A 12,297-nucleotide genomic window follows, 5' to 3' on the forward strand; every position below is an offset into this window, starting at 1 on the left:
ACGCTTCGCAATGCTTCGAAGGGAACGTCATGGCCATGGACGCCATCTCCGTCATCCGCACCAAGCGGGACCGCGGTGAGCTCAGCGACGAGCAGATCGACTGGGTCATCGACGCGTACACCCGCGGCCAGGTCGCCGACGAGCAGATGTCGTCGCTCGCGATGGCCATCCTCCTCAACGGCATGAACCGCCGCGAGATCGCCCGCTGGACGGCGGCGATGATCGCCTCCGGCGAGCGCATGGAGTTCTCGTCCCTGTCCCGCCCGACCGCCGACAAGCACTCCACGGGCGGTGTCGGCGACAAGATCACCCTCCCGCTGGCCCCCCTGGTCGCGGCCTGCGGTGCCGCCGTCCCCCAGCTCTCCGGCCGGGGCCTCGGCCACACCGGCGGCACCCTGGACAAGCTGGAGTCGATCCCCGGCTGGCGCGCCCTGCTCTCCAACGAGGAGATGCTGAACGTGCTGGACACCACCGGCGCGGTGATCTGCGCGGCCGGCGACGGCCTGGCCCCCGCCGACAAGAAGCTGTACGCGCTCCGGGACGTGACCGGCACGGTCGAGGCGATCCCGCTGATCGCCTCCTCGATCATGTCCAAGAAGATCGCCGAGGGCACCGGCTCCCTGGTCCTGGACGTGAAGGTCGGCACCGGCGCCTTCATGAAGACGCTCGCCGACGCCCGCGAACTGGCCTCGACCATGGTCGGCCTCGGCACCGACCACGGCGTGAAGACGGTCGCGCTCCTCACCGACATGTCCACCCCCCTCGGCCTCACCGCGGGCAACGCCCTGGAGGTCCGCGAGTCGGTCGAGGTCCTGGCCGGCGGCGGTCCTTCCGACGTCGTCGAACTGACCCTCGCCCTGGCCCGCGAGATGCTCGACGCGGCCGGCCTGAGGGACGCCGACCCGGCGAAGGCGCTGGCCGACGGCTCGGCGATGGACGTCTGGCGCCGGATGATCGCGGCCCAGGGCGGCGACCCGGACGCGGCGCTCCCGGTGGCCAAGGAGCAGCACGTGATCAAGGCGCCGGCCTCCGGTGTCCTCACCCGCCTGGACGCCTACGGCATCGGCGTCGCCGCCTGGCGCCTGGGCGCGGGCCGTGCCCGCAAGGAGGACCCGGTGCAGGCGGGCGCGGGCGTCGAGCTGCACGCCAAGCCCGGCGACACGGTCACCGCGGGCCAGCCCCTGCTGACCCTGCACACCGACACCCCGGAGCGCTTCGAGTACGCGCTCCAGTCAGTGGAGGGCTCGTACGACATCGCGGCGGCGGGCACGGAGTTCACCGCCGCGCCGGTGGTGCTGGAACGTATCGCCTGACCAGGCGTTTCCTCATACGGGTGAACGGGACCGGTGGACCTGCACCGGTCCCGTTCGGCATGCTGGGATCGGTGACGCAACCGAAGGAGACCGCCATGAGCGCACTCACCGTGGGCCAGGACCCCGACCAGAACTGGGACGAACTCGTCCGGTACTGGGAGGAGATGGAATGGCCCGAGGGCAGCAAGGTGGAGATCATCGAGGGGATCATCACCGTGTCACCTGCTCCCGCCTCCCGCCACAACATGATTGCCGAACGCGTCCACCGTCGCCTCTACAGCGTGATCCCCGAGGATTGGGGGGTTTACCAGACGTTGGCCATTGCTGTGCCGTCGCGCCTCGGCATGCTGATTCCTGACCTGGTGGTGGCACCTGTGCAGGAGTGTGTGGAGGGGGAATCCCACATTCCGGCGGCTGCCGCCGAACTCGTCGTCGAGGTCACCTCCAAGTCCAACGCCCGCCACGACCGCGTCAGCAAGCCCGCCGCCTACGCCACCGCGGGCATCCCGTTGTACCTGCTCATCGACCGCTGGGCGCCGGGCGGCCCCACCGCGACGCTCTACGGCGAACCCAAGGGAGACGTCTACCGGGTCCTCAGCGCCGTCAAGTTCGGCGATTCCGTCAAGCTGCCGGAGCCGTTCGACCTCACGATCGACACCGCCGAGTTCCCCGTCGACTGACCTGCCGTCACCCCAGCATCGCCGCCACCACGACCAGTACCGGTACCGCCAGCACCGTGGACAGCAGGATCGAGTCGCGGGCCAGCTCCTCGCCCACGCGGTAGGTGCTGGCGTAGGTGTACAGGTTCTGCGCGGCCGGGAGCGCCGAGGTCACCGTCACGTCGAGCAGGGGTGCTCCGTGCAGGTCGAAGACGGCCGACGCCAGGGACCAGGCGACCAGGGGCTGGCCCACCGACTTCAGGGCGACGGACAGGAACACCGGGTGCCGGTCGCGGCCCCGGCCGGGCGGGGTGCTGCCGTGCAGGGAGATGCCGAAGGCGAGCAGCACCGCCGGGACCGACATGTTGCCGATCAGGGTCAGGGGGTCCATCACCGGGCCGGGGAGGCGTAGGCCGAGCGCCGAGACCAGGACCCCGGTGAGGGAGCCGACGGCTATCGGGTTGCGGAGCGGGGCGAGGAGCCGGCGCCACCAGGGGCCCTTCTCGCCCATGCCCGACAGGTCCAGCACCGTGAGGGCGACCGGGGTGAGGACGACCACCTGGAAGAGCAGGACCGGCGCCACCAGGGACGCGTCGCCCAGCACGTACACCGCGATCGGGATGCCCAGGTTGCCCGAGTTGACGTAGCTGGAGCACAGCGCGCCGATCGTCGTACGGCCCACGCCCCAGTGGCGCCCGGCGCCCACCGCCACGAACGCGCCCGCGGCCGCCGCCGTGCTCAGGGCCGTCACCAGGAGGCGGCTGGAGAAGATCACCGCCAGGTCGGCCCTCGCGAGCGTGGTGAAGAGCAGGGCGGGGGAGGCGACGTGGAAGGCCAGTTTGGTCAGGACCTCGCGGCCGTTGATCCCGAGGTGGCCGCCGCGGCCGAGGACGTATCCCACTCCGATGACGATCGCGATGACCGCGAAGCCGCTCAGCACCCCCTGCACGGGACCCCCTCGCGGGGGAGGAGGCCGTCGGGTGGGCAGGGCTTCGCTGATCGGTGGGACATACAGCTAACCCTCGGGGTCGGTCAGGTGCAGGTCAACGTTGCGATCCTTGTGATCTGCGCGACGACCGCGGGGGAGCCCGGCACCCTACCGATGAGTTGTCGAGCCGACGGCGGTCTACCGGTTCGTGGATGCCATGCCCCCCGTCGTGCTCGTACTGCCCGGCCCCGTCGCCAAGGACGCGGTGGCCGGGCTGTGTACCGAGGTGCGGTCGCTGCTGGCGGCCGGCGCGGCCGGGATCGTCGTCTGCGATGTCGCCGGGATCGGGCCGCCAGGACTGGCGGCCGTCGATCTGCTGGCCCGGCTGGAGCTGACCGCCCGCCGGGCCGGGGGGCGGATACGGCTGCGGGACCCCGACCCCGCCCTACGCTCCCTCCTCCGCTTCGTCGGGCTTCGCCTCCAGGTGGAGGGGGAGGTCGAAGAGCGGGAACCAGCGCTTGGTGTCGAGGAAGAAGTGGAACCCGGTCAGCCGGCCGTCTGAGATCTCCAGGACCTGGATCGACCAGGGGCTCCAGCCGCCGGTGTCCGGGTCGGGCTTGTACTGGGCGAACCCGGGCAGGCCGTTGACCTGGACCGGGAACAGCCGCGAGCCCTCGCAGGCGGAGCCGATGGTGGTCATGAAGCCGGCGATGTCCTCGTGGCCGACCAGCCACAGGTCGAACGGCGGCATCGTCATGATGGCGTCCTCGTGGAGGAGCGCCGTCAGCGCCGTCATGTCGTAGCCCTCGAAGGCCGCGACATAGCGCTCCAGGAGCTTCTGCTGTTCCTCGTCGAGCGGGTCGGAGACGTCGGCGGCGGCGCCCGACTGCTGCTGCTCGGCCAGTGTGGCCCGGGCCCGCTGCAGGGCGCTGTTGACCGAGGCGACGGTGGTGCCGAGCAGTTCGGCCACCTCGTTGGCCTTCCAGGCCAGCACCTCGCGCAGGATCAGCACCGCCCGCTGCTTGGGCGGCAGCTGTTGCAGCGCGGCCATGAAGGCGAGGCGGACGGACTCCTTGGCCACGGCCGCCTCCGCCGGGTCGTCCACGGTCGGCAGCACCCGTGCGTCCGGCACCGGCTCCAGCCAGGTGTTGTCGGGCCGGGGCGACAGCGCCGCCCGGGCCAGCGGGGTCGACTCGGAGAGGTCCATCGGACGGGCCCGCTTGTTGCCCGCGGACAGCATGTCCAGGCAGACGTTGGTCGCGATCCGGTACAGCCACGACCGCAGACTGGAGCGGCCCTCGAACTTGTCGTAGCTCCGCCAGGCCCGCACCAGGGTGTCCTGCACGGCGTCCTCGGCCTCGAACGACGAGCCGAGCATCCGGTAGCAGTACCCGGTCAGCTCGGTCCGGTGCTTCTCCAGTGCGACGTCGAGCTCCGCCGTCGCCGTGCTGTTGCTCATTTCCGTCCACCCACCCCTGTGGCCGTTCCTGTTCGCGCGCCGTTGCGCTCCAGCACTTGGAAGCTACCGCAGCCCACTGACAATGACCCCCGGAGTGCGGAAAAGCCCAGGTCAGACCAGTTGCCTCACGGACATGAGCAGATGCTGGTGGGCCCTGCCGCAGGACAGCAGCGCCCGCTGCCCCGCGCCCAGCAGCTCCAGCCGCAGCTCGGCCCCCTCGAAGGAGTTCAGGGCGTCCAGCAGATACGCGGGGTTGAAGGCCACGCCCGCCTCCTCGGCACCGCTCAGCCGGGCCGGCAGCCGCTGTACGGCCATGTCGTCGCCGTATCCGGCACGTACCCGCGCCGACCCGTCGCCGGCGGTGAAGTCCAGCCGCACCGGGCTGTTCGCCTCCGCCACCACCGCCACCCGCCGCACTGCCTCCGCCAGCTCCGCGCGCCCCACCTCGGCGACGGCGGCCCCCGCCATGTCGAACAGGGTCCGGTACCCGGGCAGCCGCCCTTCGAGCCGCCGCAGGACCGTCTCCGTCCGCCCGCCCTCGAAGCTCACCAGCGAGGCGTCGAGCCCGATGCGCAGGGTGCCGCTCCGGCCGGTCGGCCGGGCCGCGTCCAGCAGCCGCCGGGCCGGGACCAGCACCTCCACCGGCTCGCCGTCGGCGGCCGGCCGCCACTCCAGCCGTCGTACGGCATAGCGGTAGCGGTCGGACGCGGACAGGGTCATCTCATCGCCGTCCAGCCGGAGTTGGACACCGGTGAGCACCGGCAGCGTCTCGTCCCGGCCCGCCGCCACCGCGACCTGCCCGACGGCGGCGGCGAAGGCGGCCGCGTCGACCTCGCCGTACGGCGGCGGGGGTGCCGGAGCCGCCGGGTACTCCTCGCGCGGCAGCGTCGACAGGCCGAAACCGGTGCCGCCCGCCTGCATGGTGAACCGCGTGCCCTCCAGCGCACAGCTCACCGGGCCGTCCGGCAGCACCCGGCAGATGTCCAGCAGCCTGCGCCCCAGGACCAGCACCTGTCCGCCGGCGGCCGTCTCGGCGTCGGCCTCCACGCGCGCGTGCGTCTCGAAGTCGGAGCCGGAGATCGTCAGCCGGCCCATGTCCGCCGACAGCAGCAGCCCGCCCAGCACCGGCACCGGTGTCCGGGCCGGCAACGTGCGGGCGGCCCGGGCCACGGCCTCGGTGAGACTCCCGCGTTCGATCCGGAACTCCATAGGTCCAACCCCCTGCGCATGCCGGTCAGTCATGTCCGGCGGACGCTATCGGCGGCCACTGACAACGGGTTCCGAGCAGGGCGGACGGTGGTGGGGCGCCCGGCTGCCGGCCGCTAGTTCTTCTGCAGGGTGCGGGTGACACCCGTGATGAGGGCGGTCGTCAGTACCCAGCCGAGGGCGATCAGGAGGTAGGCCAGCCACTGGAGGCCGCCGTTCGGAAAGTACCAGGCCGTGCGCTGGCCCAGACCACCGAAGGGGATCAGGAGGTCGAGTGTGTAGACGAGGGGCTGGAACGGGGTGCCGTCGCCTCGCTGGACCGGTCTGGGGGAGTGGGTGCCGAACGCGAGCGTGCCCAGCATGGCCAGGGCGAAGAGCCAGCAGTCCTCGATCCAGAGGGACTGACCGATCTGCGCGCCGGCCAGATCGAGGCGCCCGCTTATCCTCGCTCCGGCGAGCCTCAGACACGCTACGGCGCCCGGTCGCGCGGTATTCGCGCCCAGGAGGAGCGCCACGATCACGGTGGCCCGCACCGTCCGCCCGGGGCCCCACCGCCCACCCTCGGCGACCTGGTCGTCCTCGGGCACACCCGTGCGCAGATCCACGCGGCGTCCCTCGGGGAACGCGTCCCACAGCTCACGCTCCGGAGAGGTCAACTCATCGTATGAGAGCACTCATGCAGAGTGGTGATCTTCCTTCGCACTCGCCCTGCTTCCCCGCGCACGGACCGAAGAGCCTCCGCGCTGTGGGGCCGGTTCAGTGGGCGGTGGCCACGACCTGCCGTCGGGCCGCCACCGAGCCCAGCACCGTGATGGCCACCACGCCCGCGATCGCCAGCAGGGCCACCCCCACCGTTCCCGACCAGCCGCTCGCGTGGAAGGCCAGCGCGCCCACCGTGCTGCCCGCGCTGGAGCCGATGTAGTACGCGGACTGGTAGATGGCGGAGGCCTGGGCCCGGCCGTGGGTGGCCGTCTTGCTGACCGCCGAGGAGGCCACCGCGTGGCCCGCGAAGAAGCCCGCGGTGATCAGGACGAGGCCCAGCAGGACCAGCGGGAGCGAGTCGGACAGGGAGAGCAGCAGGCCCGCGGCCGTCGTGCCGCCGCCCAGGTAGAGGGCGCCCCGGCGGCCGAGCCGGCCGACCAGACGGCCCGCCGTGGACGCCGACACCGTACCGACCAGGTAGACGAGGAAGATCGAGCCGACGATGCCCTGGGGGAGCGAGAACGGTGCCTCGGTCAGGCGGTAGCCGATCACCGTGTACACGCCGCCGAAGACGGTCATGAACAGCGCGCCGATCGCGTACAGGCGGCGCAGCAGCGGGTTGGCCAGATGGTCGCGGACCGTGCCGAGCAGCCGACGCGGGTGCAGCGAGCCCGCCCTGAAGTGCCGCGGGGCCGGGAGGAGCAGCCGGAAGGCCACCGCGCAGCCGACCGCGATCACGCCGATGACGCCCACCGCGACCCGCCAGCCCCACTCCTGCGCGACCCAGCCGGTGATGACCCGGCCGCTCATCCCGCCGACGCTGTTGCCCGCGACGAACAGGCCTATCGCCGTGACCAGCGCCCTCGGGCGGACCTCCTCCGCCAGGTAGGCCTGCGCCGAGGCCGGCAGCCCGGCCAGCGCGGCGCCCTGGATGCCGCGCAGCACCACCAGCACGCCCAGCGACGGCGCGAAGGGGACCAGCAGACCCACGGTCACCGCCACCGCCAGCGACGCGGTCATGACCGTACGACGCCCGAAACGCTCGGACAGGGCGCTCATCGGGATGACGAACAGCGCCAGACCGCCGGTCGCCGCCGCCACCGTCCAGCTCGCGTCGCTCGCGCTCACCCCGAAGCCGTCCGAGATCAGCGGCAGCAGCGCCTGCGTGGAGTAGAGGAGGGCGAAGGTCGCGACACCGGCGAGGAAGAGGGCGAAGCTCATCCGGCGGTAGCCGGGGCCGCCCGGGGCCATACGGGAGTCGGAGGTGTCGGAGACGGGGACGGTCGCTGCGGCGTCCATGGCGGTGGACGCCCCGGTACTGGCGGGAGACATACCTCGAACGTACGGACCCCTTTTTGATCCGTCCAATGCATGGAATCGCCATAATCGTTCCCATGGAGCATCAGCAGAGGTCAGCGAAGCGCCTGTCACCGGACAGTGACACAGGAGACATGACGATGTTGCTGGCTCCACGCCTCGCGTACTTCGCCGGCGTGGCCCGCACGGAGCATGTCACCGGGGCCGCGCAGGAGCTCAACGTGCCGCAGTCCACCCTCTCCCGCGCGATGGCCCGCCTGGAGCAGGACCTCGGCGTCGGCCTCTTCACCCGGCACGGCCGCACGGTCTCCCTCACCCCCGCCGGCCGCACCTTCCTCACCTCGGTCGAACGCGCCCTCGCCGAGGTCCGGCGCGCCGCCGACGAGGTACGCGCCGACGCCGACCCCACCACCGGCAAGGTCGCCTTCGGGTTCCTGCACACGATGGGCGCGGAGACCGTCCCCGGCCTCCTCCAGGCCTTCCGCGCCGACCACCCCCGGGTCCGCTTCAGCCTCGTCCAGAACTACGGCGAGGCGATGATCGAGAAGCTCCGGGCGGGCGAGCTGGACCTGTGCCTCACCTCGCCGGTCCCGGACGCTCCCGACCTGGTCGCCCGTCGCCTGGACGAACAGAAGCTGCGCCTGGTGGTTCCCGCCGACCACCCACTGGCCGCCCGCAAGCGCATCCGCCTCGCCGAAGCGGCCGACGAGACGTTCGTGACCCTGGAACCGGGCTACGGTCTGCGCCGCATCACCGACGACCTGTGCAAGGAGGCCGGCTTCCGCCCGCGGATCGCCTTCGAGGGGGAGGAGGCGGAGACCTTGAGGGGCTTGGTGGCGGCCGGGCTGGGGGTCGCGTTGCTCCCCCCACCCGCGTTTCCCCGCCCGGGAGTCGTGGAACTGACGGTCACGGCCCCGAGGGCGGCGAGGGAAATCGGCGTGGCGTGGCTCCAGGGCCATCCGGACACGCCCCCGGTGGCGGCCTTCAAGCGTTTCCTGCTATCGAGAAGGGGCAACTTGCTCCCCGCCTAGGGCACAGCGCGCCCCTTCAGGGGCGCGGGGCTCTGTCCATATGCGGCTCCGCCGCGTGGGCGCGACCAGCCACCACGCACCCGTACGCCGAAACTGAACATCACCCCCTACGGAGCGACCGCCCGAACCCCGCCGCAAGCGGCATCCGCAACCCGATCGGCGGCGGCGCAGCCAGCGCATCCTCCACCGGCCGCGAAACCGCGTACCCGAACAACGCCCCCAGCACGAAGTCCGAAGCCAGCGCCAGCACTTCGTCCCGGTGCTGATGCAGCCCGTGCCCGTCCGAGTGCACCTCGAACCGGCACACCTCCCGGTTCGCCTTCTTCGCCCGCGCCGCCAGCCGGAACGACTGCTCCGGATCGGTCCGTTCGTCGTTCGTGCCATGCACGATCAGCACCCGGCGCCCCACCAGCTGCCGTACCGGTTCCTCGGACGCGGTCTCGTCCGCCTCCGGCAGCCAGGGGGCGATGGAGACGACGGAGTTGACGGCCTCGTGGCCGCCCGCGCGCAGCGCGGCCCGGCCTCCCATGCCCAGACCCAGCAGGCACACCGGGACATCGCCGTACCGCCGTACCACCTCGTCGGCCGCCCAGTTCGCGTCCCCCGCGAGATGCGCCTCACCGCCGTTCCAGCCGCGGTAGCGGTAGTGGACGATGTGCGCGGCCAGTCCCTCGTCCCGGCCGTCCCGGGCGAGCCGGCGTCCGAGTGCGCGGACGAAGGGCGTCGCCCAAACGAGGGACGGCTTGCGGGCGGAGACCTCCTCACCGCCCGGGAGCAGCAGGACCGCTCCGCTCACCGTCGTCGGCTCCTGGCCGACTGCCCTGCCCAGCCTGGCCGTTCGGACCGGCGTCGATTGCTGTGCCATGACAGAACAGTGTCAGAAGAAGCGGTGTACGCGACCCGTCCGTGCGGTCACCGTTGCGTATCGACGGGCATCGACGGGAAACGGAATTCGCCGAGTACCGAGCGATCTACGCGCGTAGGAGTTACAGTGCGGAAATGACGAGCCAGAGCATCGCGAACACCCCGACGCCGGAGCAGATCCGCCGGGCACCGAAGGTTCTGCTGCACGACCATCTGGACGGCGGTCTGCGCCCCGGTACCGTCGCCGACCTCGCCCGGGAGACCGGGTACGCCGGGCTTCCCGAGTCCGATCCGGACAAGCTCGGTGTCTGGTTCCGGGAGGCCGCCGACTCCGGTTCGCTGGAGCGGTACCTGGAGACCTTCTCGCACACCGTCGGAGTCATGCAGACCCGGGACGCCCTGGTGCGGGTCGCGCGCGAGTGCGCGGAGGACCTCGCCGAGGACGGCGTCGTATACGCCGAGGTGCGGTATGCGCCCGAGCAGCACCTCGAGAGGGGGCTGTCCCTCGAAGAGGTCGTCGAGGCCGTCAACGAGGGCTTCCGGCAGGGCGAGACGCTCGCCAGGGAGGCTGGCCGGCGGATCCGGGTCGGCGCCCTGCTCACCGCCATGCGGCACGCGGCCCGCTCCCTGGAGATCGCCGAGCTGGCCAACCGCTACCGGGACCTGGGCGTCGTCGGCTTCGACATCGCCGGCGCCGAGGCCGGCTACCCGCCCACCCGGCACCTCGACGCCTTCGAGTACCTCAAGCGCGAGAACAACCACTTCACCATCCACGCCGGCGAGGCCTTCGGGCTGCCGTCCATCTGGCAGGCCCTCCAGTGGTGCGGCGCCGACCGGCTCGGGCACGGCGTGCGGATCATCGACGACATCCAGGTCCACGAGGACGGCACGGTCAAACTCGGCCGCCTCGCCTCCTATGTCCGTGACAAGCGGATCCCGCTGGAGCTGTGTCCGAGCTCCAACCTCCAGACCGGGGCCGCCGACTCCTATGCCGAGCACCCGATCGGGCTGCTGCGCCGGCTGCACTTCCGGGCCACCGTGAACACCGACAACCGGCTGATGTCCGGGACCGGCATGAGCCGGGAATTCGAGCACCTCGTCGAGGCATTCGGTTACACGCTCGATGATCTGCAGTGGTTCTCCGTCAATGCGATGAAATCAGCGTTCATTCCTTTCGATGAACGACTCGCCATGATCAATGACGTCGTCAAGCCGGGTTATGCGGAGCTGAAATCCGAATGGCTGTTCCAGCAGACCGCCTCCACCAGCGGTTCTGTCGATCCACAGGGCTGATCGGGTGACCTGACGGGGTACGGAAAGCGGACGGGATCCGGCCGGCCGTCCGCATTTCGGTGTTTGCGGTGGGTGGTTCGGCATGTTTACGGTCGTGGACCGCTCAGCACGTTTTTAAAGATCCCCGTCACCGTATTCCAAGGACGCAATCAACGATGAAGCAGTCTGCTGCCAAGACCCTCGGTGTCGCCGCTCTCGGTGCCGCCTTCGCCGCTGTCGGCGCGGGTGCGGCCAGTGCGGCCCCGGCCGTCCCGGACTCCTCGCAGGCCCTGGACACCGTCACCAAGACGCTGCCGGCCGAGAACGTCTCCAAGGCCCTGCCGGGGGCCGGTGAGGCCCTGGCGCAGGGGCGGACCGCCCTCGCCGCCGGTCTTGCCACCGCCCAGCCGGCCGCCGAGCAGCTGCTCGCCGGCGGCCCGACCAAGCCCGTCGCCGGCCTCCTCGGTGGACTGCCGGTCCAGGGCATGCCCACCCACGGCCTGCCGGTGAACGGGATTCCGCTCGGCTGACCTCTCCCCGGCCGGTCGGCAACGCCGTTGGGGCGCACCGGATTCCTCCGGCGCGCCCCAACGGCGTTGTCCTGCCCGGGTGTTACCAGGCGGTGGCCTTCTCCTCCGAGGGGAGGAGGATCCACAGCGCGATGTAGAGCAGGAACTGCGGCCCCGGCAGCAGGCAGGACAGCAGGAAGATCACCCGCATCGTGGTCGCGGAGGTGCCGAAGCGCCGGGCCAGCGCGGCGCACACTCCGCCGATCATGCGGCCATGGGTGGGGCGGGCGAGCCTGGACATCCGCGTCTCCTTCATGAGTGTCCGGCGCTGTGAGCGTCCGGTTCGAGGCGGCCCGTGCGGCCCCTCATCTGCCCTCCACGGTACGGAGACGAACCGGGTCGAAGCGTCGCTCTACGGGGCGATCCCGACCCTGGGAATCGTCGGGGTACGACCCTGAGCCGTGTCCTCCTGGGGGAGGGCCGCGGGCCGCCGCCGCGCACGCCGCCCGCGGAGCCGGGCGCGGGCCGCCGGGACCACCGCCAGATGCGCGACGATCACGCCGACCGTGTTGAGGACGACCGAGTCGACGTCCACCACCCGTCCCGGCACCCCGGTCTGCAACAGCGCTATGCCGAGCGAGATCAGGGCGCCCGCGGCGGCGGTACGGATCAGGGAGGCGAGCGGGGAGACGCGGAGCCGGCCGTGCACCATCGGGAGCAGCACGCCCAGCGGGGCGAGCAGTGCGAGGCCCTCACCGATCCGGTGGGCCGCCTCGCGCGGGCCCAGCGCCAGGTCGGCGCGGATACCGGCGAACGGGTGCAGGTTGGCGGGCATCACCCACGGCACGTCCAGCGGCCGCAGCATCAGCCAGGCGACGAACGCGAGATGTGCGACAAGGAGGACACCCCCTGTCACACGGACGCGGATCGCGGCGCTGCCGCCGATGGAGCCTTGACGCTGCACGCCCCCGTAGACGCGCCCGCGCACACGAACGGTTCCGGATGCGAGGGGGTGAGGCTTTCCACACACGGTACGT

Annotated in this window: 14 protein-coding genes; 6 read left to right on the forward strand and 8 right to left on the reverse strand. The window is 71.4% G+C overall.

Features of this window, described 5'->3' with window-relative positions; all coding sequences use genetic code 11:
• Positions 1 to 29: 29 nt before the first annotated feature.
• Together ACGFZQ_RS07280 and ACGFZQ_RS07285 are read left to right on the forward strand one after the other, a co-directional pair.
• Positions 30 to 1,313, forward strand: coding sequence for a thymidine phosphorylase (locus ACGFZQ_RS07280; protein WP_393839520.1), 1,284 nt, complete (start codon positions 30 to 32; stop codon positions 1,311 to 1,313).
• A 95-nt stretch (positions 1,314 to 1,408) separates the two neighbouring features.
• Positions 1,409 to 1,993 (forward strand): Uma2 family endonuclease, encoded by a 585-nt coding sequence (locus tag ACGFZQ_RS07285; protein WP_393839521.1) that lies wholly within the window; start codon positions 1,409 to 1,411, stop codon positions 1,991 to 1,993.
• Between the two features lie 7 nt (positions 1,994 to 2,000).
• On the opposite strand, the gene ACGFZQ_RS07290 is transcribed toward ACGFZQ_RS07285, so the two are convergent.
• The gene (locus ACGFZQ_RS07290; RefSeq protein WP_393839522.1) at positions 2,001 to 2,921 is read right to left on the reverse strand and encodes an AEC family transporter; all 921 of its coding nucleotides are present in this window, start codon (positions 2,919 to 2,921) and stop codon (positions 2,001 to 2,003) included.
• Between the two features lie 196 nt (positions 2,922 to 3,117).
• On the opposite strand from ACGFZQ_RS07290, the gene ACGFZQ_RS07295 reads away from it, so the two are divergent.
• Complete coding sequence (locus ACGFZQ_RS07295; protein ID WP_393839523.1) at positions 3,118 to 3,462, forward strand: STAS domain-containing protein; 345 nt, start codon at positions 3,118 to 3,120, stop codon at positions 3,460 to 3,462.
• On the opposite strand, the gene ACGFZQ_RS07300 is transcribed toward ACGFZQ_RS07295, so the two are convergent.
• From ACGFZQ_RS07300 to ACGFZQ_RS07315, 4 genes are all read right to left on the reverse strand, one after another.
• Positions 3,346 to 4,359: a sigma-70 family RNA polymerase sigma factor gene (locus ACGFZQ_RS07300; RefSeq protein WP_351748716.1), complete on the reverse strand. Its 1,014-nt coding sequence runs from the start codon at positions 4,357 to 4,359 to the stop codon at positions 3,346 to 3,348. The genes ACGFZQ_RS07295 and ACGFZQ_RS07300 overlap by 117 nt on opposite strands.
• Positions 4,360 to 4,470: 111 nt before the next feature.
• Positions 4,471 to 5,568 carry a DNA polymerase III subunit beta gene (gene dnaN / locus ACGFZQ_RS07305; RefSeq protein ID WP_393839524.1) on the reverse strand — a complete coding sequence of 366 codons (1,098 nt, stop codon included), beginning with the start codon at positions 5,566 to 5,568 and terminating at the stop codon, positions 4,471 to 4,473.
• 113 nt (positions 5,569 to 5,681) lie between these two features.
• Positions 5,682 to 6,239 carry a hypothetical protein gene (locus ACGFZQ_RS07310; protein ID WP_393839525.1) on the reverse strand — a complete coding sequence of 186 codons (558 nt, stop codon included), beginning with the start codon at positions 6,237 to 6,239 and terminating at the stop codon, positions 5,682 to 5,684.
• An 82-nt stretch (positions 6,240 to 6,321) separates the two neighbouring features.
• Complete coding sequence (locus ACGFZQ_RS07315; protein WP_393839526.1) at positions 6,322 to 7,599, reverse strand: MFS transporter; 1,278 nt, start codon at positions 7,597 to 7,599, stop codon at positions 6,322 to 6,324.
• A 62-nt stretch (positions 7,600 to 7,661) separates the two neighbouring features.
• On the opposite strand from ACGFZQ_RS07315, the gene ACGFZQ_RS07320 reads away from it, so the two are divergent.
• Positions 7,662 to 8,615, forward strand: coding sequence for a LysR family transcriptional regulator (locus tag ACGFZQ_RS07320; protein WP_351748723.1), 954 nt, complete (start codon positions 7,662 to 7,664; stop codon positions 8,613 to 8,615).
• Between the two features lie 100 nt (positions 8,616 to 8,715).
• Here the strand turns inward: ACGFZQ_RS07320 and ACGFZQ_RS07325 are convergent, their stop codons facing one another.
• Positions 8,716 to 9,480 (reverse strand): prolyl oligopeptidase family serine peptidase, encoded by a 765-nt coding sequence (locus tag ACGFZQ_RS07325; RefSeq protein WP_351748724.1) that lies wholly within the window; start codon positions 9,478 to 9,480, stop codon positions 8,716 to 8,718.
• A 134-nt stretch (positions 9,481 to 9,614) separates the two neighbouring features.
• On the opposite strand from ACGFZQ_RS07325, the gene ACGFZQ_RS07330 reads away from it, so the two are divergent.
• On the forward strand, positions 9,615 to 10,772 hold the full coding sequence (locus ACGFZQ_RS07330) for an adenosine deaminase (RefSeq protein ID WP_393839527.1): 1,158 nt from the start codon (positions 9,615 to 9,617) through the stop codon (positions 10,770 to 10,772).
• Positions 10,773 to 10,927: 155 nt separating this feature from the next.
• Positions 10,928 to 11,281, forward strand: a complete 354-nt coding sequence (locus tag ACGFZQ_RS07335) for an ATP-binding protein (protein ID WP_393839528.1) — start codon at positions 10,928 to 10,930, stop codon at positions 11,279 to 11,281.
• 82 nt (positions 11,282 to 11,363) lie between these two features.
• Here the strand turns inward: ACGFZQ_RS07335 and ACGFZQ_RS07340 are convergent, their stop codons facing one another.
• Both ACGFZQ_RS07340 and ACGFZQ_RS07345 read right to left on the reverse strand, forming a co-directional pair.
• A complete protein-coding gene (locus ACGFZQ_RS07340; RefSeq protein WP_351693125.1) occupies positions 11,364 to 11,561 on the reverse strand; it encodes a PspC domain-containing protein in 198 nt (65 codons plus the stop codon).
• Positions 11,562 to 11,672: 111 nt separating this feature from the next.
• Positions 11,673 to 12,224, reverse strand: coding sequence for a VanZ family protein (locus tag ACGFZQ_RS07345; protein WP_393839529.1), 552 nt, complete (start codon positions 12,222 to 12,224; stop codon positions 11,673 to 11,675).
• Positions 12,225 to 12,297: the final 73 nt, after the last annotated feature.

The sequence above is a fragment of the Streptomyces sp. NPDC048254 genome, from assembly GCF_043201895.1.
GTDB lineage: Bacteria > Actinomycetota > Actinomycetes > Streptomycetales > Streptomycetaceae > Streptomyces.